General features: G+C 74.1%; 17 protein-coding genes. 15 read left to right on the top strand and 2 right to left on the bottom strand.

Going from position 1 to position 24,307, the window contains the following annotated elements; genetic code table 11:
* Positions 1 to 32 precede the first annotated feature (32 nt).
* Together GTY96_RS38460 and GTY96_RS35465 are read left to right on the top strand one after the other, a co-directional pair.
* Positions 33 to 959 (top strand): CHAP domain-containing protein, encoded by a 927-nt coding sequence (locus tag GTY96_RS38460; RefSeq protein WP_255442233.1) that lies wholly within the window; start codon positions 33 to 35, stop codon positions 957 to 959.
* 71 nt (positions 960 to 1,030) lie between these two features.
* On the top strand, positions 1,031 to 1,438 hold the full coding sequence (locus GTY96_RS35465; RefSeq protein WP_143902400.1) for a hypothetical protein: 408 nt from the start codon (positions 1,031 to 1,033) through the stop codon (positions 1,436 to 1,438).
* A gap of 5 nt (positions 1,439 to 1,443) precedes the next feature.
* On the opposite strand, the gene blaCOR is transcribed toward GTY96_RS35465, so the two are convergent.
* Positions 1,444 to 2,187 (bottom strand): COR family subclass B1 metallo-beta-lactamase, encoded by a 744-nt coding sequence (gene blaCOR, locus GTY96_RS35460; protein ID WP_161667041.1) that lies wholly within the window; start codon positions 2,185 to 2,187, stop codon positions 1,444 to 1,446.
* A gap of 137 nt (positions 2,188 to 2,324) precedes the next feature.
* Positions 2,325 to 4,790: a protein kinase domain-containing protein gene (locus GTY96_RS35455; RefSeq protein WP_161667040.1), complete on the bottom strand. Its 2,466-nt coding sequence runs from the start codon at positions 4,788 to 4,790 to the stop codon at positions 2,325 to 2,327.
* A gap of 157 nt (positions 4,791 to 4,947) precedes the next feature.
* On the opposite strand from GTY96_RS35455, the gene GTY96_RS35450 reads away from it, so the two are divergent.
* The 13 genes from GTY96_RS35450 to GTY96_RS35390 all read left to right on the top strand — a co-directional run bounded on the left by GTY96_RS35450 (position 4,948) and on the right by GTY96_RS35390 (position 24,282).
* Positions 4,948 to 14,487 (top strand): flagellar hook-length control protein FliK, encoded by a 9,540-nt coding sequence (locus tag GTY96_RS35450; RefSeq protein WP_161667039.1) that lies wholly within the window; start codon positions 4,948 to 4,950, stop codon positions 14,485 to 14,487.
* Between the two features lie 13 nt (positions 14,488 to 14,500).
* The gene (locus tag GTY96_RS35445) at positions 14,501 to 15,109 is read left to right on the top strand and encodes a hypothetical protein (RefSeq protein ID WP_143902392.1); all 609 of its coding nucleotides are present in this window, start codon (positions 14,501 to 14,503) and stop codon (positions 15,107 to 15,109) included.
* A gap of 57 nt (positions 15,110 to 15,166) precedes the next feature.
* A complete protein-coding gene (gene queC, locus GTY96_RS35440; protein WP_143902390.1) occupies positions 15,167 to 15,862 on the top strand; it encodes a 7-cyano-7-deazaguanine synthase QueC in 696 nt (231 codons plus the stop codon).
* The gene (gene ddpX, locus GTY96_RS35435; RefSeq protein WP_186001928.1) at positions 15,862 to 16,533 is read left to right on the top strand and encodes a D-alanyl-D-alanine dipeptidase; all 672 of its coding nucleotides are present in this window, start codon (positions 15,862 to 15,864) and stop codon (positions 16,531 to 16,533) included. The genes queC and ddpX overlap by 1 nt, the downstream gene beginning before the upstream one ends.
* Before the next feature lie 98 nt (positions 16,534 to 16,631).
* The gene (locus tag GTY96_RS35430; RefSeq protein ID WP_161667038.1) at positions 16,632 to 17,867 is read left to right on the top strand and encodes a serine/threonine-protein kinase; all 1,236 of its coding nucleotides are present in this window, start codon (positions 16,632 to 16,634) and stop codon (positions 17,865 to 17,867) included.
* Between the two features lie 71 nt (positions 17,868 to 17,938).
* Positions 17,939 to 18,769 carry a dienelactone hydrolase family protein gene (locus GTY96_RS35425; protein WP_161667037.1) on the top strand — a complete coding sequence of 277 codons (831 nt, stop codon included), beginning with the start codon at positions 17,939 to 17,941 and terminating at the stop codon, positions 18,767 to 18,769.
* Between the two features lie 12 nt (positions 18,770 to 18,781).
* Positions 18,782 to 19,594, top strand: a complete 813-nt coding sequence (locus GTY96_RS35420; RefSeq protein ID WP_328701115.1) for an alpha/beta hydrolase — start codon at positions 18,782 to 18,784, stop codon at positions 19,592 to 19,594.
* Between the two features lie 124 nt (positions 19,595 to 19,718).
* Positions 19,719 to 20,348, top strand: a complete 630-nt coding sequence (locus GTY96_RS35415; protein ID WP_143902384.1) for a methylthioribulose 1-phosphate dehydratase — start codon at positions 19,719 to 19,721, stop codon at positions 20,346 to 20,348.
* Positions 20,345 to 20,890: a 1,2-dihydroxy-3-keto-5-methylthiopentene dioxygenase gene (locus tag GTY96_RS35410; RefSeq protein ID WP_143902382.1), complete on the top strand. Its 546-nt coding sequence runs from the start codon at positions 20,345 to 20,347 to the stop codon at positions 20,888 to 20,890. Before GTY96_RS35415 ends, GTY96_RS35410 begins: the two co-directional genes overlap by 4 nt.
* A complete protein-coding gene (gene mtnC, locus GTY96_RS35405) occupies positions 20,887 to 21,588 on the top strand; it encodes an acireductone synthase (RefSeq protein ID WP_143902380.1) in 702 nt (233 codons plus the stop codon). Before GTY96_RS35410 ends, mtnC begins: the two co-directional genes overlap by 4 nt.
* A gap of 34 nt (positions 21,589 to 21,622) precedes the next feature.
* Positions 21,623 to 22,507: an S-methyl-5'-thioadenosine phosphorylase gene (locus tag GTY96_RS35400; protein WP_143902378.1), complete on the top strand. Its 885-nt coding sequence runs from the start codon at positions 21,623 to 21,625 to the stop codon at positions 22,505 to 22,507.
* Between the two features lie 18 nt (positions 22,508 to 22,525).
* Positions 22,526 to 23,641 (top strand): S-methyl-5-thioribose-1-phosphate isomerase, encoded by a 1,116-nt coding sequence (mtnA, locus tag GTY96_RS35395; RefSeq protein ID WP_143902375.1) that lies wholly within the window; start codon positions 22,526 to 22,528, stop codon positions 23,639 to 23,641.
* A complete protein-coding gene (locus GTY96_RS35390) occupies positions 23,638 to 24,282 on the top strand; it encodes a class II aldolase/adducin family protein (RefSeq protein ID WP_143902373.1) in 645 nt (214 codons plus the stop codon). Before mtnA ends, GTY96_RS35390 begins: the two co-directional genes overlap by 4 nt.
* The last annotated feature ends 25 nt before the right edge of the window (positions 24,283 to 24,307 follow it).

Here is a 24,307-nt window from a genome sequence, read left to right as displayed (position 1 = left end):
CCCTGTTTGACGTAAAAGCATTCCGGGGTTGAATGCGGCCGCGTTCACCCCTGGAGGACTTGTTGCTGCTGCGTCGTTCATCGCTCGTCATCCTGATGTCGCTGGGCTGCCTGGTGGGTTGCGCGCATGTGCCGGACGCCGCGCCACGGATGGCGGTGGAACTTCCGGCCTCCGTGGCGCCCCCTGCCTCCTCCCTTGAAGCACCAAGGGTCGCGGCGATGGGGGCGGAGGGCGCACTGGGAGTGAAGGCGGAAGCCCCGCCTCCGCTGGCGTTCGTGACGCCCGAGGGCAGCGAGGGGCTGGCGGCGCTGCTGGACGCGGAGCTCCCAGCGGCGCCGGAGGAGGCGGGCGTCATCGCGGCGGCGCTGGAGGCCGCGGCGCTCTTCACCGGGCCGGCGCAGGGGCCGGGAGGATTCTGGGATGAGCTGTTGCCGCCGCCGTCGAAGCTGGCGCGCGGCATCGTGGCCCGCGCGGCGCAGCTGGTGGGCGCGCGGCGTCTGGACCGCTCGGTGCCCAACGACTGTTCGGGGCTGGTGCGGCTGGCGTACCTGCAGGCGGGCATCGACCTGGTGGCGCACGGCTTCCTCGCGGGGGAGAACGCGGTGACGGGCATCTTCCGGCGCGCGCAGGCGGCGGGCGCGGTGCACCGGCTGAACCCGCGTCCCGGCGACCTGGCGTTCTTCAAGGAGACGTACGACCGCAACCGCGACGGCAAGCGCAACGACGGGATGACGCACATCGCGGTGGTGGAGAGCGTGGCGCCCGACGGCACCGTGACGTTCATCCACCGGGGCGGCAAGGGCGTGGCGCGCAGCCGCATGAACCTGGCGTTCCCGACGGTGCACCGCAAGAACTCGGGGGCGCTGCTCAACGACTTCATCCGGCCCGCGAGCAAGGGCCTGCGCGCGTACCTCGCCGGCGAGCTGTTCGTCGCGTTCGCTTCGCCTGGAGCTTTGTAGTCTCACGGCAGTCGCAGGGACATACCGTGCGCCCGTTTGAATCCGGGCGCGGGTATGGCGTCATCCCGCGCATGCGATTGTCCCTGCTCTTGGGAAGCCTGCTGTTGTCTTCCGGATGCATCGTGGCGGAGACGCGTCCTTCGCGTCCGCCTCCCCGGCCACCGCCGCCGCGTCCCGTCGCGATGAGCTACGACGAAGCGGTGCGGCGCGGGTTCGACCAGTGCCGTTCGCGTGGGTACCGGTGTGAGTTGCAGGAGGCGCACCTCACCGGCAACAACGTGTGGAAGGTGAAGTTGCGAGCCTTCGCCCAGGGTGCGAAGGGGCACCTGCACCTGGACTTCGACGCGTACTCGCGCAACCTGCTCAAGGTGGACGAGAAGGTGAAGGGCCGGGGCGGTCGCGACTGGGACGACGACGACGATGACTGGGGCGGCCCGGGGCGTGGCAAGAAGAAGGGCCACGCGCACCGGGACGACTGAGGCGGTCAGCGCGAGGCGGCGCGCAGCAGGGCCTCGGTGTGGTCGAGCAGCTCCGGCCCGCCGGGGCTTTCGTGTCCGGGCACGACGATGCGCACGTCAGGGAAGTGCGCGCGCTCGCGCTGGAGGCTCGCGGGCCAGGCGGCGAGGTCCGCGTCCTCCAGGTTGCCCATGCCCTTCCCGGTGGCGTCCCGGATGAAGCAGCCGCCGAAGAGGGTGCGCGTGGCCGGGTGGAGGACGACGAGGTTGTCGGCCGTGTGGCCCGCGCCGGGGAAGAACACCGACAGCGGCCCGAAGTCCTGCGCATCCGACAGGCGCTGTTGGGGGACGGGGTTGCCCTGCGCGGCGGCGCGGCGGGCGGTGTCCTCGCGCGAGTGGACCGGGATGCCCTGGGCGTCCAGCGTGGGGATGCCGCCGGTCCGGTCGACGTGGAAGTGCGTCACCAGCGCGGCGCGCACCGGGTGGTGGAGCGTGTCGCGGGCCCAGGTGAGCAGGAGCTTGGACTGACGGGGCGTCCAGCCCGTGTCGACGAGGATGGAGGCGTCGCCGTCCTCCACGAGGAGCCCGTTCGCGGCGGTGCCGCCCCACTTCTTGTCGGCCTTCGTGACGTGCAGCCACACGCCGGGCGCGATGCGTCGCACGCGAACGTCCTTCGCGAGCACGAACTCTTCAGGGGAGGCGGTGGGGGCGGAGTGGGCGGTGGCGCTGGCCGTGAGGAGGAGCAGGAGGGCGCAGGTTCGAAGTGAGATCATGGGGCTCGGGGAAAGGGGGGCACTGAGAGCCCCGGCGCGTGTGCAAGGCGTGTGCGCGGGGATCCACCGAGTCCTGTGCAGGAGGCCCGCGCGAAGGCGTGGCCCGGGTGACACACGGGTGCGTCCCTCGGGCCACGTCAGGGCGCGGACTTCTTCTTCAGCTCTTCGATGGCGCGGGTGAGCGCCTGGGCGTTGCAGGCCTTGGCGCCGGGCTGCTTCTCGCGCGGGGCCTCCGCCGCGCGCGTGAGGGCGGGCAGGGCGGCGGGGTCGCCCAGGGCCATCAGCCGCTGGGCCGCCTTGGTGCGGATGCCGCAGTCACCGGAGGCCAGCGCCGCCGCGTAGAGGCCCACGAGGTCCAGGCCCGCGTTGTCCTTGGGGGAGTCCAGATAGCGCAGCGCGCCCCACTGCTTCGACGAGGGCTCTCCCCGCGTCAGAGATTCAAGGTGCGAGCGCACCGTGGCGGAGGGAAGGGCCTCCAGGGCCCTGCGCGCGGAGAGGTCCTTCTCGTTCTCCCCGAAGTCCTCCGCCAGCCCGTCCAGCAGCTCCATCTCCGGAGCCTCCCGGCCCGCCTTGTCCAGGCTCAGGAGCAGGCCGTGCTCCTCGTTGTGTGCACCCACGGCGTGCTTCGCCGTCGCGCGTAGCCGCGTCGTCACGGCGCTCCTGGGCACGTCCGGTTCGCTCAACCGCTGGAGCGCTTCGGCGGCCTTGCCTTGCTTCAGCAGGGCCCGCGCCCGCACCAGCGGATCATTCGCGTGCACCGTCCAGGCGATCCCCGCTACCAACAGCGCCGTCGCCGCCGCGATGCCACCCAGCAGCCGCGGGCGCCGTCGCAGCGTCCCCAGCCCCTCGCGTGCCTTCGCGACCAGGCCGGCCAGCGGTGAGGCGCCCTTCGCCCCGGGCTCCGACTGCCCCAGCCGCGCCCCGAACGGCGAACCCTCCGCCGCGCGCGTCACCCGGTAGAGCTGCACCTGCTCCTCGCGGCCGGGCAGGGGAATGGCGCCGCACGGTTCGGCCGGGGCCTCGGCGCGGTTGCGCACCATGTTCACGGCTTCGGTGAACGTCACCTCGCCCGCGGCGGCCACGTGCTCCACCGCCTTCACGACCTCCATCGGCTCGCCAAACACCGCGTCGTTCGTCACCACCACCTCGCCCGCGTGCAGACACACGCGGACGTGGAGCTCGTGCTCGGGCGGCACCGTCTGGTTGTAGCGCCACAGCGCCTGCTGCATCGCCATGCCGCAGCGGATGGAGGCGGAAGGGGCCCGGAAGACGGCCAACAACGCGTCGCCGCGCTTCTGCACCAGGCGCCCGTCGTGCTCGCGCACCAGCGGCATCAGCAGCCGGTCGTGCGTGTCCAGCATCCGCGCGTTCTCCTCGTGCGTCTGCCGGCTCATGCGCTCGGTGAAGCCCTGGATGTCCGTGAGCATCACCGTCACGTTCTGCGCCTTCGCCACCGCCGCGCCACCCGTCACCGTCCCCAGCGGGCCCGTTACCCGGGCCGCCGTGCCGAACGCCGCCGTGCCCGTGCGGGGCTGCGCCGGAGGGGCCATCGCCGCGGGCGCTCCTCCCTGCGCCGGGGTCACGCCGAACGCGGACGTCCCCGAGCCGGAGACCGCTGGCGCCGGGGCCACGCCGAACGCGGACGTCCCCGAGCCGGAGACCGCTGGCGCCGTGTTCACCCCGAAGGCCGCCGTCCCACTGGAGGGCGTCGCCGCGTGGACGATGGGCGTGCCCTGGCTCGGCGTGAACGCCATCAGCGCCGCGTGCGCCAGCCCCAGCGCGTCCGCCAGCTCATTCGCCGACTGGGGCCGCTTCGCCGGGTCCTTGTCCAGCAGCCGCATCACCAGCGACAACAGCCCCACGTAGCGAGACAGCTGCGGGGCCGCGCGCTCCAGCGGCAGCGGCGCGGACGAGGCGTGCTGGGACAGGAAGTGGCGCGGCGACGGCCCGTCGAACGGCAGCCGCCCGGAGAGGACGCGGTAGGCCAGCACTCCGAAGGAGTACAGGTCGCTGCGCGTGTCCACCTTCGCGCCCAGGGCCTGCTCCGGGGACAGGTACTCCGGCGTGCCCAGCACCACGCCCACCTGGCTGAGGGCGCTGTTCGCGTCCGGCTCCACCAGCCGCGCGATGCCGAAGTCCAACAGGCGCGCCTGCTCGCCCCGGACGGATGGTGAAATGAGGACGTTCTCCGGCTTCAGGTCGCGGTGGATGATCCCCTTGTCGTGGATGGCCGCCAGCCCTTCCGCCAGCTGCTGGAGCAGCGCCAGCGCCCGGGGCGCGACCAGCGGGCCGTGCTGGAGCGCGTCGTGGAGGCTCTGCCCCTCCACGAACTCCATCACCAGACACGCGGCGTCACCGGACTGGCCGAAGTCCACGATGCGCACCACCGCCGGGTGCTCCACGGCCGACAGCAGGCGGGCCTCGCGCTTGAAGCGCTCGGCCATGCCGGCCTGCGTGTGCAGGTCGTGGTGCAGGACCTTGATGGCGACCTTGCGGCCCAGGGAGACCTGCTCACCCAGGTACACCTCGCCCATGCCCCCAGAGCCCAAGGGCCCGAGGACCCGGAAACGACCGTCGAGGACCAGTGCGTCGGGGGCCAGCACGACGCGGCATCTTGCACGGCTTCCGCTCGGGGCGCATGACGTTCCTCCAAGACAGAATGCCCTGGGTACATCCCGCCCCGCCGCTTGCCTGCCAAGCGGGGGATTGCCCAAAAATTCCAGGGCTTAGGGGTCATGGTAGCCTCCCCACCCTTCGACGATGGCCACCGATAGCGAGTCCCCCAAGCCCGTCGCGCCCGCCGCGGGCGCAGCCCCCGAGCTTCGCCTGTTGGATCGGCGCGCGTTCGTGGGCTTTCCGGCCTTGGAGGTCCAGCCCGGGCTGCGCATCTCCGACTTCGCGCTCCAGATTCCGGACGTCAGCTTCCCGTTCAACGTCAGCGCGGGGGCCACGCGCTACCAGCGCAAGAAGCTGCTCTTCGGCTTCCTGGAGCTGGCGGTCGACGCGGACCTCGTCACGCGCAAGGTGGCGGAGCTGGCCGGGCGGCTCGCGGGCGTGGAGGAGCTGCGGCTGCACTTCCGCCCCGGCTACCTGGAGGGCCAGGGCCGGCTGCCCGCGCCGGAGCGCACGCCGTTCACGTTCAAGATCGCCTTCGACGCGGACGGGGACCGGCTGGCCGTCTACGTCTACGACGTGCGCCTGTATGGCTTCTCCGCCACGCCGTCGGTGCAGCTGCCGGGGCTCCTGTCGGAGGCGGTGGGCGCGCTGGGCCTGTTGCCGGACGTGGAGGTGCGCGGCGCCACCGGCTTCTCCACGCGCGTGCTGCCCGCGCTGTGCGAGCGCGCCGCGCTGAGCCGTGGCTACAAGGTGCCCACGCTGGACACCGCGCGCCTGTCCGCGGCGGAGGTGTCCAGCACGGGCCTGCGCCTGCGCTTCGCCGCCGGGGGGCTGCCGCCGCCCGCCGCGCCGGACGAGGAGCTGATGCTGGCGCTGGAGGGTGCCCGGGCCTTCGCGGACGCGGAAGGGCTGGTCGCGCAGGGACGGCTGGCCGAGGCGCGGCAGGCCTACCTCCAGGCCGGGGACGCGCAGGACGCGCACCCCTTCGCCGCGGAGCGGCTGCTGGCGCTGCTGGTGGCGGATCCGCAGGCGCATGACCTGGCCCTGGACGTGGCGGCCACGCTGTCGCGCCGTCGCGACCGCAGCCCCGCGGCGCTGTGGGGCGAGGCCGTGGTGCGCGAGCGGCGAGGCGAGGGTGCCCGCGCGGCGGAGCGCTACCTGGCGCTGTGCGCGCTGGCCCGCCGCACGTCGGAGGAGGCCGCCGCGTTCTTCGCCGCCGAGGCCGCCGCGCGCTCCTCGCGCGACACCGCGCCGCAGGTGGCGGTGAAGGCGCTGCACGAGCTGCTGGGCCTCAAGCCGGACCACCTGCCGTCGCTGAAGGCCCTGGCGCGCGCGTCGGATCAGGCGCGGGATCGGGCGGGCGCGGTGCGGGCGTACCGTCGGCTCGCGGCCCTGGCGCGCGACCCGCTGGAGGCCGCGGACGCGCACGTGCACCTGGCGCGGTTGTGCGCGCAGACGGAGGACGACATCGCGGGGGCCCGGCTGCACTGCGAGGCCGCGCTGCGCCTGTCGCCGGACCAGCCGGACGCGCTGCTGCTGCTGGGCGAGCTGTGCCACCGCGGCGGCGAGCATCTGCGCGCGCTGAAGGCGCTGGACCGGCTGCGCGAAGTGTCCATGGCGCGCCACGAGCTGGACCGCGTGGGACAGGCGGACCTGCTCGCGGGCCGGGTGTGGGAAGAGGGCCTGAAGCAGCCGGAGAACGCGCTGCTGCGCTACCGCGAGGCGGTGTCGCTGCTGCCCGGCGAGCCCGAGCCGCTGTTCGCCTCCGCGCGCGTGGCGGAGGGGCTGGGCCGGTTGCAGGAGGCCCTGAGCGGCTACCAGCAGGCGCTGGAGCTGGCGGGGCCGGCGCCTCGCTCGGAGGGCGTCCGCCACGCCGCGCACGAGAGTCACCACGCGCTGGCGCGGCTGTCGCGCACGAAGCTGGGCGACCCGGCGCGCGCTCGCGAGCACCTGGAGGCCGCGCTCGCGTTGGATCCGCGCGACGCGGTGGCGCTGGACGAGCTGCTTCCGTACTTCCGCGTCACCGGCCGCTCGCAGGAGCTGGCCGAGGCGCTGGAGAAGGCCGCGGCCCTCAAGGAGGAGCCGAAGGCCCGCGCGGCGCTGTGGGCCGAGGCGGGCGAGCTGTACCGCGGCAAGCTCCAGCAGGCGGACAAGGCCGACAAGCTGCTCACGCTGGCGCTGGAGGCGGATGGCGACCACCGCCCCGCGCTGGAGTCGCTGCTCGCGCTGGCCGAGGCCCGCCGCGACGGCGCGCAGCTCACGCGGTGCCTCGCGTCGCTGGCGCGGCTGACGTCGGAGCCCAAGGAGCGCGCGCAGAAGTACCGCCGCCTCGCGGTGGCCGCGCGCGACCTCGCCTTCGACCTGGACCTGGCCGTGCACGCGCTCCAGGAGGTGCTGCGCGCGGAGCCGGACGACCTGCCCGCGCTGGGGGAGCTGTGCGCGTTGCAGCGCAAGCGCTCGGACATGGCGGGGCTCGCGACCGCGCTGGAGGACCGCGCGCGCGTAGCCGAGGCGCAGGGCGACAAGCGGCTGGCGGCGGCGGCGCTGCGAGAGCTGGCGGGCGTGCTGGAGGCCCGGCTGGGGCGGGTGGGCGACGCGCTGGTGGCGCTGGAGAAGGCGGCGCGGCTCGCTCCCGACGCGGCGGTGCTGCTGGACCTCGCGGACCTGAGCCTGCGCTGCGAGCGGCCCGAACACGCGCGGCGCGCGCTGGAGTCGCTGCTGGCGATGCTGCCGCGCACCGCGGCGCCGGAGAAGCTGGCGGACGTGCGCGCGCGGCTGGGCCGGGCGTGCGAGCTGTTGGGAGACCGCGAGGGCGCCATCGCCGCCTATGCGCAGGCCTTCCCGCTGCGCCGGCTGGATGACGCGCTGGCCACGCGGCTGGAGGCCCTCTACACGGAGGCCGGTGAGACGCAGGCGCTGGCGGAGCTGTGGGCCACGCGCGCGCAGGCCCTGGCGGGCGCGGACCGGGCGGAGGAAGCCGCGCCGCTGTTCTTCCAGAGCGCGCGCGCGCTGCTGGAGCGCGGGGAGCGGTCCGCCGCCCTGATGCGGCTGGCCTCCGCGCTGGAGGCCAGCCCCGAGGGTCCGCTCGCCGCGGAGGTGCTGGAGGCGCTGGCCGAGCTGGAGCTGGAGCGCGGCGAGAAGCTGGAGGCGGCGCGGCTGTACGCGCGGCGGGCCACGCTGGTGCCGGAGGCGCGCGCCGGCGCGAAGCTGCTCTTCCGCGCGTCGCTGCTGGCCGCGGGCACGAGCCGCGAGGAGGCCTTCCTCGCGGACGCGCTGGAGCGCGACGCGACGTTCGCGCCCGCGCGCATCCGCCGGGGTGAGCTGCGGCTGGCCACGGATGCCCGCGCCGCCCTGGAGGACTTCGAGGCGGTGCTGGCCCTGCCGCCCGCGGACGTGGACGCGCCTCGCGAGGCGGAGCGCGTGGCCCTCACGCGCAAGGCCGCCACCGCCGCCGTGCGCGCGAACCGCACGGACGCGGCCCGGCGCCTGCTCGCGGAGTTCTGCGCGCGCACGCCGGAGGACCTGGACGCGCGGCTGGAGCTGGCCGCGCTGCACCGCAAGGCCGGCGCGCGCGAGGCCCTGGCGGACCTGCTGGTGGAGCTGTGGCCGCGCCTGTCGGGCGACGCCCGCCGTCAGGCCCGCCGCGAGCTGGCGGAGCTGTGCCTGTCCCTGGGCCGCGCGAGCGCGGCGGCGGATTCGCTGCGCAGCCTGTTGGCGGAGGAGTCGCAGGACGCCTGGGCGGCGCAGGCGCTGCTGGAGCTGCTGCCCCCGCCCGGCACGGGCACGACGGAGGAGGAGGCCGAGCGGCTGGAGCTGCTGGGCACGCTGGTGTCCGCCGCGTCGGGCGAGGCTCGCGCCGAGCTGCTCGCGCGCCGGGCCGCGCTGCACCGGAGCGCCGGCCGCATGGGGCCCGCGCGGGACGACTGCGCCCAGGCCGCGAAGCTGTCGCGCCGGCCCGCGCCGCTGCTGCTGATGCTGGCGGAGCTGGCGCGCGAGGCGTCGGATGCCCCCGCGGAGCTGGATGCGTGGCGCCGCGCGGTGGCCGCGGATGCCACCCTGGGCGCCCGCGCCCGCGAGCGGCTGTTGGCCCTGGCCACCGTGCTGCTGGAGAAGGACGAGCGCGAGTCCGCCGGGGACGCGCTGCGCGCTGGTATCGCGCTGGAGCCGCCCGCCGACGCGCGGTGCGACGCCTTCTTCGCGCTCGCCGAGCTGGCCCGCCGCGATGGCAAGCCCGTGGACGAAGCCGCCGCGCTCGCGGAGGCCGCGCGCCAGGGCCCCATCCCCCGCCGCGTGGAGGCGCTCCTCCTGCGCGCCGCGCTGCTGGAAGGCGGGGGCGAGCGCGAGGCCGCCGCGAACGACCTGGAGGCCGCGCTCCTGCTGGCGCCGCGCCACGAGGAGGCCACGCTCGCGTTGCAGCGCGTGCTGCGCGACCTGGAGGACTGGGCCCGGCTCGCGGAGTTGCTCGCCGCCGAAGCACCCCATGCCGCGCCCGCCGTCGCGGCGTCGCTGTACTCGGAGCTCGCGGGGCTCTACCTGGACCGGCTGGGCCAGAGCGCGCCCGCGGAGGCCGCGCTGCGACAGGCGCTGCGGCTGACCCCGGCTGACGCGGCGGTGCGCCGCCGGCTGGTGTCGCTGGTGGCCGGCCGCGGGGAGCTGCTGGAGGCCGCGGGGCTGCTGGAGGCCGCGGCGGAAGACGCGGACGCCTCCGAGGCCGCGGCGCTGCTGCGCGAAGGCGTCGCGTACGCCCGGCAGGCCCAGGAGCTGGATCGCGCGCTGGCCCTGGCCCGTCGCGCCCATGCGCGGGTGCCCGCGAAGGGCGAGGACCTGGCCACGCTGGCGGACCTGCTCTACCTGCGCGGCGCGGTGCGCGAAGCCCTGCCGCTGCAGGAGGCCCTGGTCCAGGCGGCGGACTTCCGCGCGGCCCCGGAGGAGGCGGAGGCCACGTCGCTGCGCCTGGGCGACCTGGCGGAGCAGGCCGGCGAGGTGAAGCGCGCGCAGGCCGCGTACCGGCACCTGCTTGCGGAGCGTCCGCTGTGCGAGCGCGCGGTGGACCGGCTCGCCGCGCTGCTGGAGCGCGAGGACCCGCGCGGCGCCTTCGAGGTGCGCGTCACCCACGCGCGCGCGCTGGCGCCGTCCGAGGCCACCGTGACGCGGCTGGTGTCGCTGGCGGAGCGGGCGCGCGAGGCGCTGGCGGACGCGGCCATCGCGGCGTCGCTGCTGTCGCACGCGGCGAGGATGGCGAAGGAGCCCCTGCCGCTGCGCCGCCGGCTCGTCGCGCTCTACCGCGAGACGGGCCGCACGTCGGAGCTGCTGGCAGAGCTCCAGCCGGTGGCCGCGCTCAGCCTCCAGGCGGGGGACGTGGACGCGGCGCTCGCGGCCTACGACGAGGAGGCCCGGCTCGCGGAGGTGCTGGGCCGCGCGGACGACGCGCTGCGCTCGCTGGCGAACGCCCGCGACCTCCTGGCGGAAGAGGACCGGCTCGCGGAGGCCGCCGCGTGCGAGCGCCGTCGCGCGGAGCTGCTGCGCGACGTGAAGCTGGACCTGAACGCGGCGGAGGCCTCGCTGGAGCGCGCCTTCGAGTTCGCCGCGGAGCTGGACATCGCCCGCATGGGCGCGGCCCTGGCCGAGCGCCGCGACGACGCCGCCGCCGAGGCGCGCTGGTGGGAGCGCGGGCTGCCCCGGATGACGGGCACGCGGGAGGGCGCGGCGGTGCTGCTGCGGCTCGCGCGCCTGAACCTGGGCGAGCTGGCGGACGCGCCGAAGGCCGAGGGCTTCCTGCGTCAGGCGCTGCGCCAGGACCGCGGGCTCGCGGACGCCGAGCGCCTGCTGGCGGAGCTGCTGGAGCGCGACGGGCGGCTGGCGGAGCTGGCCGCCTGGTACGAGGAGTGCGCGGAAGCGGAGACGGACGTCGACCGTCACGCGGCGCTGCTGTACCGGGCCGCGGTCCTCTACCGCGACCGCGCGAACAAGCCGGAGGCCGCCGCCGCCGCGCTCATCGCCGCGCGCGCCGCGAAGCCGGACGACCTGGACCTGACCGCGCAGGCGGCGGAGCTGCTCCATCAGGTGCGCCGCCCCGCGGACGCCGCGGAGTTCGACGCCATCCTCCTGGAGGCGGATCCCTTCCGGGAGCCCGTCTTCACGCGCCACCGCGCCTTCCTGGAGGAGACCGGCGAGCGCCAGTCCCTGGCCGAGCTGATGCTCCGCCGCGCCGAGCGCCAGACGCCCGCCGAGGCCGCCGTGAGCTACCTCGCCGCCGCGAGCGCCTTCCGCGATGGCGGTGCCCGCGAGCGCGCCATCCTGTGCGAGGACCGCGCGTTCGAGCTGGACCCCGCGAACGCGGAGGCCTTCCACCACGTGCGCGAGCGCGCGGCCGGAGACGTGCGCCGGCTGGCGGACCTGCTGGGCCAGCGCGCGGAGGCCGTGGCCCCCGCGGAAGCGCTGCCCTTGCTGCGGGAGCGGGCCCAGCGCCTGCTGGACGCCGGCGAGGCCCTGAAGGCCGCGGAGGCCTTCGACGACTACCTGGGCCGCGCGAACGGGGACGTGGAGGCGCTCTGCGCCCGCGCCGAGCTCGCCGCCCAGGGCGGAGGCCCCGCGGCCGCGCAGCCCTACGACCGCCGGGTGCTGGCGCTGGGCGGAGACACGCTGCCGGTCCCGGTGCGCGTGCGCACGTGGCTGCGCCTGGGCCACGCGTCGCTCGCGTCGGGGGCGTTCCACGACGCGGCGGACGCCTTCGAGGCGGTGGTGTCGCTGGAGCCGGAGGGCGAGCGCGGCGGTGAGGCGCTGTCGCTGCTCGCGGAGGTCCATGCGCGCACGGGCAATGGCCCGGGCCTGTACCGGGCCTCGCTGCAGCTCGCACGGCGCGCGCGGGACACGGCGACGGAGGAGGTGCTGCTGCGCCGCGCGGCCGACCTCTTCGAGGACCCGCGAGAATCCATCGACGCGCTGGTGCCCCTGGCGCGGCTGCGTCCCGCGGACGCGGGCGTCATCGACCGGGCGGTGGAGGGCCTGCGCGCCCTGGGCCGCCACGGGGACCTGCTGGACATCTACGAAGCAGGCGCGGAGGCCGCGGGCGGTGCGCGCGCCGCCGAGCTGCTGCTCGCCGCCGCGTCCCTGGCCCACGAGTCGCTGTCGGACGCGGACACGGCGTGGTCCCTCACGCGGCGCGCGGCGGAGGCGGATCCAGGCAGCCCGGCGGCCCTGCGCGCGCTGGTGGACGGCCTGCGCGCTCGCAAGGAGCTGGAAGGGCTGCTCGCCGCGCTGGAGCGGCTGATCCCCCTCACGGAGGACGCGGACGACGCGGCCGTGCTGCGGCTGGAGTTCGCGGGGCTGGCGAAGGACGCGGGCCGCGAGGAGGCCGCCCGCGACGCACTGGAGGCCGTGGTGGCGCGAGGCGCTTCCGGCGCGGGTTACGCCGACGCGCTGGAGACGCTGGAGCCGCTGCTGGGGGATGCGCACGCGCGCCGCGCGGAGGTGCGCGTGGCCCGCGCGGAGCTCGCGTCCGGCGAACAGCGGGTGTCGCTGCTGGTGGCCGCCGCGCGCGCCTTCGAGAAGGCCGGCCTGCTGGAGGATGCGCTCAAGGCCGCGAAGGCCGCCGTCTCCACCGAGCCGGACCTGCGCGCCGCGCTGCTGGTCGCGCACCTGCACCGCGCCTCGGGAGACGCGCCCCGCGCGGCCCGCGCGCTGTTGCAGGCGGCGCGGCTCGCCGCCCCGGAGGAGCGTCCGCCGCTGCTGCTGGAGGCCGCGGGCCTCTGGGAGAAGGCGGGCGAGATGGGCGAGGCGCTGGAGGTCATCGAGCGCATCGCCACCGACGCGCCGGACATGCTCTCCCCGGCGGAGCTGGCCGAGCGCTTCGGCCGCCTGGGCGCCTTCGCGCGCGCCCTGGACGTGGGCTTCGCGCCCGCCATGGCCGCGGGGGAGTACACCGACGCGCTGGCCATGGCCGCGCAGGCGGGGGACGCCCCCCGTGAGCGCGTGGCCCTCTGGGCCCTGGTCGCGATGCCGGACGCGGATCCGGCGCACGCGGCCGCGCTGGCGGACGGCCTGCGCGAGGACGCGGAATGGGAAGGCCTGCTGGAGCTGGCGGCCCTGTCCCAGGACCGCGACGCGGCCTTCGCCGTGTCCCTGCGCGACGAGGTGCTGCGCGCCCGCCCGGCCACGGCCATCGCGCGCCTCCGCGCCCTGGAAGAGCTGAGCCCGGAGCCCGGCCTCGCCGCGCGCCTGATGCTGCTGCTGCCGGAGCTGGGGCTGGAGCCCGAGTCGCTGGCCGAGGCGGTGCTCGTCCGCGTGCGCGCGCTGCCGGAGCCCGCGCGCCTGGAGTCGCTGGCCTTCGCGGCGGACGGCTGGCCCGCGCGCCGCGCGGAGCTGCTGCGCGAGCGGTACGCCCTGGAGCGCAAGCTGGAGCACCTGGAGGCCGCGGAGCGCACGCTGGCGCTCATCGCGCAGGACACGGCGGACGCGAAGGCGCGCGCGCTGCTGCACCTGGAGCGCGGGGAGCTCCTCCAGGGCCCCCTGGCGCAGCCCGCCGAGGCGCGCGAGGCCTTCGAGGAAGCCCTCTCCGATGACGCGGACAGCCTCGCCGCCGTGCGCGCCCTGCTCGCGCTGGTGGACGAGGCGCGCGAGTCCACGGTGTTCCTCGCGCTGGCGGACACCCTGGCGAAGCTCGCGGGGCCCGACGCGTGGACGCCGTACCGCGAGCGGCTGTCGGACGCCTACGAAGCCCAGCAGCGCTGGGCCGACGCCGCCGCGCAGCTGGAGCAGCTCCCGGACACGGACGAGCGGCTCGCCCGCCGCGTGCGCTTCGCCGAGGCGCGGGGCTTGGTGGGCGAAGCGCTGCGGCTGCGCGAGCGCCTCACGAATGAACCCGCGGAGCTGGAAGTCATCCTGCGCGGCTACCTGGACGCGCAGCTGGTGGGCCCCGCGGTGCGCCTGGCCGAACGGCTCGCGGACGGAGCCCAGCTCACGCCCGCGCTGACGCGGTGGGTGACCGAGCGCTTCTCTCCGACCCCGGACGGCGCCGTGCTCGCGGTGCGCTTCTGGCCCGCGCTCCTGCGCGAGAAGTGGCCGGACGTGGATGGCTGGACGCTGTACGCGGAAGCGCTGCGCGCCCTGGGCCGCGCGGAGGCCGAGCGCACGGACGGCATCGGCGCCGCGCTGGTGGGGAGCGACGCCCCCGCGCCGCGCGCGCCGGTGTCCCGGCTGGACCGTCCCACGCAGGACTTCCAGCACCCGGAGCCGGAGGGCCTGGTGCCGGTGACGGACCAGAGCCTGGCGCGGGTGTACGTCGCGCTGAAGCCGGTGCTCACGTCGCTGGGCGCGGAGCACGTGCGCGTGGCCGTGGATCCGCGGGGCGGCGTGGAGGCGTACCTCACGTCGCGGGACGCGCTGGTGCTGGGCGCGGGCGCGCTGGGCTGCTTCGGCGCGGTGGAGCTGGGCTGGCTGTGCGCGCTGGCGCTGGCGCTGGGCGACCAGGGCGTGGAGCTCACCCGCCCCGGCGTGGCGCTGGCATGGGAGTCCGCGGCGGTGGCGGCCTGGCGCGCGATGCCGGCGTCGCTGGCGGCGGGGCGCGTGCTGGCGCAGCTGGACGCGGGCTCGCGCGGCGGGGACCCGGGAGCGGTGGATGTGGGCGCGGTGCTGGCCCGCAGCGAGGCCTTCCGCCAACTGGCCCTGGCGTCGCTGGACGTCTAACCTGGAGCGCGTCATGCACTGGAAGCGACTGGCAGCGGCGCTCTTCCCCGCGGCGGCACTGGCCGTGGCGGTGGGCTGTTTCTCCGACCCCGTGTACCCGGGCAACCAGGTGCTGGGGACCTTCCGCTTCCAGGCGAAGCTGGACGCGGCGCGCACCACGTGCGACGCGGGCTCGCGCGACTTCGCGCAGCTCGATGACGCGGGCACCTTCATCTTCGAGGGGACCTTCTCGCGAGACACCGACGCGGGCACGGGCTTCCTCACCGTGCAGGGCTTCTCCCGCGACGCGGGCTACAACGGCCAGAGCGTGTCCTCCACCCACCGCGCCACCGCGCGCCGCGACTCGTGTGGCACCGGCTGCGAGGACTCCGAAATCGAGGAAGCGCTGAACGTCGTGCTCTTGAGCGACAGCCAGGCGCGCAACGTGGCGCGCGACTGCAAGGCGCTGGATGGCGGCATCCCGGACGGCTCCGTCCCGGCGCCCACGGAGAACGGCTACGACGTGTCGCTCGCGTGCGGCACGCTCACGGACGTGTTCCTGCCGGGCAAGGGGGCGAGCTGCAATTGCAAGCCGTCCACGTGCACCACCGTGTACACGGTGAGCGGCGACCGCGTGGACTGAAACACCCCGGGCTTCTTCCCGTCGTGTAACGTGCGCCGCCCCGAAGTGGAGGATGGAATGGCGAAGCGTGCGGTGGTGCTCCTGTCCGGAGGTCTGGATTCAACGACGTGTCTGGCGATGGCGAAGGCGGACGGCTTCGAGCCGGTGTGCCTGTGCATCGCCTACGGACAGCGCCACGCGGTGGAGCTGGACCGCGCGCGCAAGGTGGCCGCGGCCATGGGCGTGCGCGACGTGCGCGTGGTGTCGGTGGACCTGAGGCAGGTGGGCGGCTCGGCCCTCACGGATGACATCCCGGTGCCCAAGGACCGCTCGGAGGACGCCATGTCCCACGACGTCCCGGTGACGTACGTGCCCGCGCGCAACGCGCTGTTCCTCTCCCTGGCGCTGGGGCTGGCGGAGGTGGTGGACGCCACGGACCTCTACATCGGCGTCAACGCGGTGGACTACAGCGGCTATCCCGACTGCCGTCCGGAGTTCATCCGCTCCTTCGAGGCGATGGCCCAGCTGGCCACCAAGGCCGGCGTGGAGGGCGCGCGCTTCCAGGTGCACGCGCCGCTCTCCGGGCTCACCAAGGCGCAGATCATCCAGGCCGGCGTGAAGCTGGGCGTGGACTACGGGATGACGCACTCCTGCTACGACCCGGACGCCCAGGGCCGCGCGTGTGGCCGCTGCGACAGCTGCGTGCTCCGCGCGAAGGGCTTCCAGGAGGCGGGCGTGCCGGACCCCACGCCGTACACGGACGGGGTGCGCTGATGCGCGCGGCGGCGGGCCTCACGCTGACCCTGGCGCTCCTGGGAGGCGCCCCGGCCCTGTCGGAGGACGCGAAGGCCGCGAAGCCGTCCCCGAAGCCCGAGGCGAAGGCCCCCGCCCCGAAGGTGGAGCTGGTGGACGCGGCCACCGTCATCCCGGACCTGGTGCTGGACCTGCGCTACGCGACGAAGGACAACTTCCTCAAGCGGCAGGTGTATCCGGACGGCGCGCGGTGTCTGTTGTTGCCGGACTCGGTGAAGCGCCTGACGCAGGCCGCGGACGCGCTGCGCCCCCAGGGCTACCGGCTGAAGGTGTATGACTGCTACCGGCCGCGCGCGGTGCAGTACGAGATGTGGAAGATCCTCCCCAAGCCCGGCTACGTGGCGGACCCCCACAAGGGCTCCAACCACAACCGGGGCGGGGCGGTGGACCTGACCCTGGTGACGGCGGCGGGGGCGGAGGTGGAGATGCCCACCCCCTTCGATGACTTCACCCCCGCGGCGCACCACGGCTACACGGGCGGCACGCCCGCCTCGCGCGAACACCGGGAGGTGCTGCGCAAGGCCATGGAGGGCGCCGGCTTCCAGCGCAACCGGATGGAGTGGTGGCACTACGACCTGCCCGGCGCTACGAAATTGCCGGTGCTGGACGTGCCCTTCACCCCGGCCGGCTGACGCCAGGCGGGCCGCCAGCCCTGTGGTTTCGCGCGGTTGCGTCATGGACTGCGCGTAGGTGGGCGCGCGCGCGGAGTGCCTGCTATTCCTGGCCTCCCATGAGTCAATCGCTGGCGGCCGGCCTGGAAAACACGCTCATCACTCCCTCCACGGGGGCGCAGCTGGCGCCCACGCTCGTGCCCGCCGGCGCGGCGACCCAGCGGCGCAACACCGTGCTCCCACGGGTGGAGTGGACGGGCCAGCAGCCCAGCGTGGTGCCCCTGCAGCGCGAGCGCTTCGAGGAAGTGCGCCCGCTGGGCCAGGGCGGCATGGGCGAGGTGGTGCTCATCCGCGACCACGACATCGAGCGGGAGGTGGCGCTCAAGCGGCTCCCCCCGGGCGCGGAGCTGGACCGGGTGCTGCGCTTCGTGGAGGAGATTCGCACCGTGGGCACGCTGGACCACCCGAACATCGTGCCGGTGCACGACGTGGGCGTGGATGACCAGGGCCGCTACTTCTTCATGATGAAGCACCTGAAGGGCGAGACGCTGGAGTCCATCATCGCCCGGCTGCGCCGCTCGGAGCTGGATGCGCTGGTGCGCTACCCGTTCCAGGTGCGGGTGCAGATCTTCCTGGGCGTGCTGCACGCGCTGTCGTACGCGCACGGCAAGGGCTTCATCCACCGCGACCTCAAGCCCGCGAACATCATGGTGGGCCCCTTCGGAGAGGTGACGGTGCTGGACTGGGGGCTCGCGCGCCGCGTGGGTTCACCGACCGCCCCGGTGCTCCCGGGCACCCCGACGGAGGCCATCGCCCCGGCCCGGCCGCTCCAGACGGAGCTGGGCTCCGTGGTGGGCACGCCGCTCTACATGTCCCCGGAGCAGGCGCGCGGCGAGCACGACGCGATGGACGCGCGCAGCGACATCTACAGCCTGTCGGTGCTCTTCCACGAGCTGCTGTCCCTGACGCACTACCTGGACGGCCTCCAGTCCGTGCCGGACATCATGAAGGCGGTGCAGACGCGCACGCTGGACATGGCCTCCATGCACGTGAACAGCGCGCAGGGCCCGGTGCCCGCGGAGCTGATGTGGTTCGTGAAGATGGGCATGAGCAAGGACCCCCAGGAGCGCTTCGCCTCCGTGGATGAGATGGTGTCGCAGCTGCACGCCGCGCTGGAGGGCCGCATCCACGTGCACTGCCAGCGCACGCTCCTGAAGCGGACCTTCCATCAGGGCCTGCGCGCCGCGGACCGCCACCCCATGGCCCTGACGTTGGCGGGGCTGGTGGGCGTGGGGCTGGTGGTCGCGTCGGCGGTGCACCTGGGCCTGTCGTTCCTCGCTTCGATGCCGCACTGACGGCCGCGCGGGGCGTGGCGCGGGGCGCTACGCTGCCGCGTGCACACGCGACACGCTCCGGAGGACGACCGATGAAGCTTCAATCCGAATGGGTGGACTTCGACGCGGGAGGCAAGCCCGCGCAGGGCTACTCCACGCGCCCGGCGATGGCGAAGGGGCCGCTGCCCGGCCTCGTGGTCATCCAGGAGGTCTTCGGCGTGGATCCGCACATCCAGGACATCGCGAACCGGCTGGCGATGGCGGGCTACGCTGTCCTCGCGCCGGACCTCTACACCTACGGCGGGCGCCGCCCGGAGCTGGCCCCCCAGCGCATCGAGGACGTGAAGGCCTTCCTGGACACGATGCCCACGCCCTCGTGGTTCGACAACGCGAAGCTGGAGGAGGGCCTCGCGAGGTACCCCGAAGCCCAGGCCCGGAGCTTCCGCGAGACCCTGGGCACGCTGCTCGACCCGAACCGCCCCTGGCCGGACTACCTGGCCACCGTGAAGGGCGGCCGTGAGTGGCTGTCCCAGGGCCCGGCGAAGGGCCGCGAGGTCGGCGCCCTGGGCTTCTGCATGGGGGGCTCGCTGGCCCTGCGGCTCGCGAGCGCGGATCCGCGGGTCGCGGCCGTCGCGACCTGCTACGGCTTCACGCCTCCGCAGGAGACGCTGACGCACCTCAAGGCCCCGGTGCTCGGCCTCTACGCGGAGGACGACGCGCGCGTCAACGGAAGCGTCCCGGCGCTGGTGGACCTCACGAAGGAGAGGGGCGTGCCCTACGAGCGGCACACCTTCGCGGGCACGAAGCACGCCTTCCTCAACGACACGCGCTCCAACTACGACGCGGAGGCCGCGCGCGGCGCCTGGGCGAAGCTGCTCACGTTCTTCGACGCGCGGCTGTCGCCCCGGGAGCGAGCGGTGTGATGGAGTGGCGGCGTGCACCGCTTCCGCCGCCAGCTCATGGCCTTCCTCCTCGTCACCGGCATGCTGTACCTCGCGCTGTGCGCACTCGCCTTCGCCGCGCAGCGCTCCCTCATCTACCCCGCGCCGCGCTCGTCGCCGGAGGCGCTGCGGGCGCGGCCTGGGTTCGGCACGGTGCCGCTGGCGACGGGCCTCCAGGTGGATCGCTTCTACCTGCCCGCGCCGCCGGGAGCGCCCACGGTGGTGCACTTCCACGGCAACGGTGAACAGCTCCTGGGACAGCAGGGGATGGGCCAGATGCTGGGGGACGCGGGCCTGGGCTTCCTCGCGGTGGAGTACCCGGGCTACGGCGCGTCGCCGGGCAGTCCGTCGGAGGCGGGCCTGTACGCCTCCGCGGAGGCCGCGCTCCAGCTCCTGCGCGACGAGGGCGTGAAGCCGGAGGACATCGTGCTCAGCGGGCGCAGCCTGGGCACGGGCGTCGCGGTGGAGATGGCGCGGCGCGGGTACGGAGCCCGCATGGTGCTGGTGTCGCCGTACACGTCCATGGTGGCCATGGGCCAGCGCACGGTGCCCTTCCTTCCGGCCACGCTGCTCATGCGCGACCGCTACCAGTCCCAGGACAAGGCCCCCGGCATTCCCATCCCCGTGCTCATCATCCATGGCGAGGACGACGACGTCGTGCCCGTGGCCATGGGCCGGGAGCTGGGGCAGCGCTTCCCCCACGCCACGGTGGTCACGGTGCCGGGCGCGGGCCACAACGACGTGCTGGAGCAAGACGGGCAGAAGGAGTTCGCGCGGCTGGCCACCTTCGCGCTGGAGGGCGGCTGAGCCGTCCCCAGGGACGGGTGACGTCCTGCGTCGCGTTCCCTTGCGCCTACCGGTCAGCGCCGGATTATGCTCCGTGTCATCAGCGCGATGTTTCATCGCGTCCTCACGCCCCCCCGAGGGATGGATGAGCATCAGCCCGGCCCCCGCCGCCACGCTGTCCGAAGCGGCCCGTGAAATCGTCGAAGTGGGCCGCTTCCTCAGCGTGCGCAACTTCGTGCCCGCCACCAGCGGCAACTTCTCCCGCAGGCTGGATGCCCGCACGGCCGCCGTCACGCGCTCCGGCGTGGACAAGGGGGAGCTGGTGGAGGCGGACGTGCTGGTGGCGGACATCCACGCGCCGCCGCCGAAGGGCTCCTCCGCGGAGACGCCCCTGCACCTCCAGCTCTACCGCGACCGGCCGGAGGCCCAGGCCGTGCTGCACACGCACTCCGTGGTGGCCGCGCTCCTGTCCAACCTGCGGCTGCCCGAGGGCGAGCTGGTGCTCCAGGACTTCGAGCTGCTCAAGGCCCTGGGCGACACCCGCACGCACGAGGCGGCGGTGTCCATCCCCATCTTCCCCAACGACCAGGACATCCCCCGGCTGGCCGGGAAGGTGACCGCGCTGCTGGAGAAGCGCACGGACCTGGTCGCGTATCTCATCGCCGGCCACGGGCTCTACACCTGGGGCCGGAGCATGGCCGAGGCGCGGCGCCACGTGGTGGCGCTGGAACACCTGCTGACGTACGAACTCGAGAAGATGAAGGTGCGGCGATGAGCAACCTGATTGTCTACAAGGACCACCAGCCGGAGGCACCGCTGGGCGTCTTCACCGACGTGGCGGACATCGGCCGGGAGCTGAAGACCATTGGCGTGCGCTTCGAGCGCGTGGACGCGTCCGTGGAGCTGCCGGACAACGCGGGCCAGGAGGAAGTGCTCGCGGCCTACCAGCACGTGGTGGACGCGGAGAAGAAGGCCCACGGGTACAACACCGTGGACGTGGCGCGCATCAAGCCGGACGCGCCCAACGTGGAGGCGGCCCGCCAGAAGTTCCTCTCCGAGCACTCCCACACGGAGGACGAGGCGCGCATCATGGTGGAGGGCAGCGGCTGCTTCTACCTGCACGCCGGCGACAAGGTGTTCCAGGTGGAGTGCACCCGGGGCGACCTCATCAGCGTGCCGGAGGGCATGAAGCACTGGTTCGACATGGGGCCCCGGCCCCGCTTCGCCGCCATCCGCTTCTTCATCCGCCCCGACGGCTGGGTGGGCCACTTCACCGGCGAGACCATCGCCGACCGCTTCCCGAAGTACGCGCCGTGAGCGCCCCGGTCGCCATCGTCACCGACATCGAAGGCACCACCAGCTCCATCGCCTTCGTGAAGGACGTGCTCTTCCCCTTCGCCCGGAGGCACCTGGCGGAGTACGTCGCGACGCACGGCCAGGACGCCGCCGTGCGCCAGTGCCTGTCCGACGCGCGCACGCTCGCGGGCGAGCCCGGGCTGGACGACGTGGGCACCGTCGCGCTGCTCCAGCGCTGGCTGGACGAGGACCGCAAGGCCACGCCGCTCAAGACGCTCCAGGGCCTCCTCTGGGCGGATGGCTACGCGCGCGGCGAGCTGAAGGGCCACGTGCACGCGGACGCGGCCCGGGCGCTGCGCGAGTGGCACGGCGCGGGCCTGCGCCTGTATGTCTATTCCTCCGGCAGCATCGCCGCGCAGAAGCTGATCTTCGGCTACAGCGTGGAGGGGGACCTGTCGCCGCTGTTCTCCGGCTACTTCGACACCACCACCGGGCCCAAGGTGGAGGCCGCGTCGTACACGCGAATCGCCCAGGCGCTGGCGCTGCCGCCGAAGGACCTCCTGTTCCTCTCCGACAACGTGTTGGAGCTGGACGCGGCCCGGCAGGCGGGCTTCTGCACGGCGTGCCTGGACCGGGGCGAGGTGGCCATCCCCCCGGGCCACGGGCACCCGGTGTTCCACGACTTCACGTCGCTCGACCCGTTCGCGCGCGTGTCCTGAAGCGTTCGTCCCTCCGGAGCGGAGCCTTTCCACCATGTCGAGTTCCAACAAGCCCGTGCTGGGCATCATCGGCGGCAGCGGCCTGTATCAGATTGATGGCCTGACGGATGTCTCGTGGCGCCGGGTGTCGTCGCCCTTCGGTGAGACGTCGGACGAGTTCTGCTTCGGGCGCATCGGCGACCAGCCGGTGGTGTTCCTGCCGCGCCACGGCCGGGGGCACCGCATCCCGCCGTCGGAGCTGAACTTCCGGGCCAACATCGACGCGCTCAAGCGCAGCGGCGTGACGGACATCCTGTCCGTCTCCGCGGTGGGCAGCCTGCGCGAGGACCTGCCCCCGGGCACCTTCGTGGTGGTGGATCAGTTCGTGGACCGGACCTTCGCGCGCGTGAAGAGCTTCTTCTCCGCGGGGCTGGTGGCGCACGTGTCGATGGCCAGACCCGTGTGCTCGCGCCTGGGCGACGCGGTGATGGCGGCGTGCGAGGGCCTGGACCTCAAGGTCGTGCGCGGCGGCACGTACCTGGTGATGGAGGGGCCGCAGTTCTCCACGCTGGCGGAGAGCAAGCTGTACCGGCAGTGGGGCTGTGATGTGATTGGCATGACGAACATGCCGGAGGCCAAGCTCGCCCGGGAAGCGGAGATCTGCTACGCGAGCGTGTCGATGGTCACGGACTACGACTGCTGGCACCCGGACCACGACGCGGTGACGGTGGACCAGGTGGTGGCGGTGCTCCTGGGCAACGCGGGCAAGGCGCGCGGGCTGGTGAAGAACATCGCGCCGCTCGTGGGCCAGCATGCGGGCCCGTGCCGGAGCGGCTGCCAGACGGCGCTGGACCACGCCATCATGACCTCGCCCGACGTGCGCGACCCGGCCCTGGTGGACAAGCTCTCCGCGGTGGCGGGCCGCGTCCTCAAGCGCTGAACAAGGAAAGACACGGCGATGAAAGTCCAAGGCGAGCCGATGCGCTCCATCTGGGTCGAGCCCGACGGCTGGAGCGTCGGCGTCATCGACCAGACGCGCCTGCCGCATGCGTTCGTGAAGGTGAAGCTGACCACGGCGGACGCGGCGGGCCACGCCATCCGCAGCATGCTGGTGCGGGGCGCGCCGCTCATCGGCGCCACGGCGGCCTATGGCGTGTGTCTGGCCATGCGGGGGGATGCGTCCGACGCCGCGCTGGAGCAGGCGCTCACGATGCTGCGGGCCACGCGGCCCACGGCGGTGAACCTGCACTGGGCGCTGGACGGGATGCGCCAGGTGCTCGCGCCGCTGAAGCCCCAGGAGCGGGCGGCGGCGGCGTACCGGCACGCGGCCGCGCTGTGCGACGAGGACGTGGCCATCAACCGGGCCATCGGCGAGCACGCGCTGAAGCTGTTCCAGGAGGCGTGGGACAAGAAGGGCCGCAAGGGCCGGCTCAACGTGCTCACGCACTGCAACGCCGGGTGGCTGGCGACGGTGGACTGGGGCACGGCGCTGGCGCCCATGTACCTGGCGCACGACGCGGGCCTGCCGCTCCACGTCTGGGTGGATGAGACGCGCCCGCGCAACCAGGGCGCGGTGCTCACGGCCTGGGAGCTGGGGCAGCACGGCGTCGCGCACACCGTCATCGCGGACAACGTGGGCGGCCACCTGATGCAGCACGGGGAGGTGGACCTGTGCATCGTCGGGACGGACCGCACCACGGCGCACGGGGACGTGGCGAACAAGATCGGCACCTACCTCAAGGCGCTGGCGGCGAAGGACAACGGCGTGCCGTTCTACGTGGCGCTGCCCTCGCCCACGGTGGACTGGACGATTCAGGACGGGGTGAAGCAGATCCCCATCGAACAGCGGGACGGCGCGGAGCTCAGCGACGTGACGGGCCGGCTGCCTTCGGGGGACATCGCCACGGTGCGCATCACCCCGCCCGGGAGCCCCGCGGCCAACTACGCGTTCGACGTGACGCCCGCGCGGCTCGTGACGGCGCTCATCACCGAGCGGGGCGTGTGTCCGGCGACGGAGGAGGGGCTGCTGTCGCTCTTCCCGGAGCGGCGCGCGGAGCGGAGCCCGGCGACGTGAGCGCGGCCGGGGGACATCCGGCGCTGCGCGAGGCGATGGTGGCCACCGCGCGGCGGATGAACACGTCCGGGCTGAACCAGGGCACGTCCGGCAACCTGAGCCAGCGGGTGGAGGAGGGCTTCCTCCTCACGCCCTCCGGGATGAACTACGAGGCGATGACGCCGGAGGACGTGGTCCTCATGCGCTTCGACGGCACGCACGAGGGCCGGCGCAGGCCGTCCACGGAGTGGCAGCTGCACCGGGACATCCTCGCGGCGCGGCCGGAGGTGGGCGCGGTGCTGCATGCGCACAGCATGTTCAGCACCACGCTCGCGTGCCTCCGCCGGGGCATCCCGGCCTTCCACTACATGGTGTCCGCGGCGGGCGGCACGGACGTGCGGTGCGCGGAGTACGCCACCTTCGGCACGCCGGAGCTGGCGCGGCACATGATGGCGGCGCTGGAGGGCCGCAAGGCGTGCCTGCTGGCCAATCACGGCATGGTGGCGGTGGGCGCGGACCTGCCCGCCGCCTGGAAGCTGGCGGTGGAGGTGGAGACGCTGGCCGCCATGTACTGGCGCGCGCTCCAGGTCGGGGAACCGGTTTTGCTGGATGACGCGGAAATGGCGCGGGTGTTCGAGCAGTTTCGGGGCTACGGGCAGTAGCTCCGCCCTCGTCACCGCCGCGCCT

It is taken from the genome of Corallococcus silvisoli (assembly GCF_009909145.1).
GTDB lineage: Bacteria > Myxococcota > Myxococcia > Myxococcales > Myxococcaceae > Corallococcus > Corallococcus silvisoli.
Note: the sequence above shows the minus strand (reverse complement) of the source record. Positions and strands in the feature narration are given on the sequence as shown.

What these genes read in the sequence shown, in the direction of transcription:
- GTY96_RS38460 (WP_255442233.1), top strand. Translation starts at nt 33, where the DNA reads ATGCGGCCGCGTTCACCCCTGGAGGACTTGTTGCTGCTGCGTCGTTCA.
- GTY96_RS35465 (WP_143902400.1), top strand. Translation starts at nt 1,031, where the DNA reads ATGCGATTGTCCCTGCTCTTGGGAAGCCTGCTGTTGTCTTCCGGATGC.
- blaCOR (WP_161667041.1), bottom strand. Translation starts at nt 2,187, where the DNA reads ATGATCTCACTTCGAACCTGCGCCCTCCTGCTCCTCCTCACGGCCAGC.
- GTY96_RS35450 (WP_161667039.1), top strand. Translation starts at nt 4,948, where the DNA reads ATGGCCACCGATAGCGAGTCCCCCAAGCCCGTCGCGCCCGCCGCGGGC.
- GTY96_RS35445 (WP_143902392.1), top strand. Translation starts at nt 14,501, where the DNA reads ATGCACTGGAAGCGACTGGCAGCGGCGCTCTTCCCCGCGGCGGCACTG.
- queC (WP_143902390.1), top strand. Translation starts at nt 15,167, where the DNA reads ATGGCGAAGCGTGCGGTGGTGCTCCTGTCCGGAGGTCTGGATTCAACG.
- ddpX (WP_186001928.1), top strand. Translation starts at nt 15,862, where the DNA reads ATGCGCGCGGCGGCGGGCCTCACGCTGACCCTGGCGCTCCTGGGAGGC.
- GTY96_RS35430 (WP_161667038.1), top strand. Translation starts at nt 16,632, where the DNA reads ATGAGTCAATCGCTGGCGGCCGGCCTGGAAAACACGCTCATCACTCCC.
- GTY96_RS35425 (WP_161667037.1), top strand. Translation starts at nt 17,939, where the DNA reads ATGAAGCTTCAATCCGAATGGGTGGACTTCGACGCGGGAGGCAAGCCC.
- GTY96_RS35415 (WP_143902384.1), top strand. Translation starts at nt 19,719, where the DNA reads ATGAGCATCAGCCCGGCCCCCGCCGCCACGCTGTCCGAAGCGGCCCGT.
- GTY96_RS35410 (WP_143902382.1), top strand. Translation starts at nt 20,345, where the DNA reads ATGAGCAACCTGATTGTCTACAAGGACCACCAGCCGGAGGCACCGCTG.
- GTY96_RS35400 (WP_143902378.1), top strand. Translation starts at nt 21,623, where the DNA reads ATGTCGAGTTCCAACAAGCCCGTGCTGGGCATCATCGGCGGCAGCGGC.
- mtnA (WP_143902375.1), top strand. Translation starts at nt 22,526, where the DNA reads ATGAAAGTCCAAGGCGAGCCGATGCGCTCCATCTGGGTCGAGCCCGAC.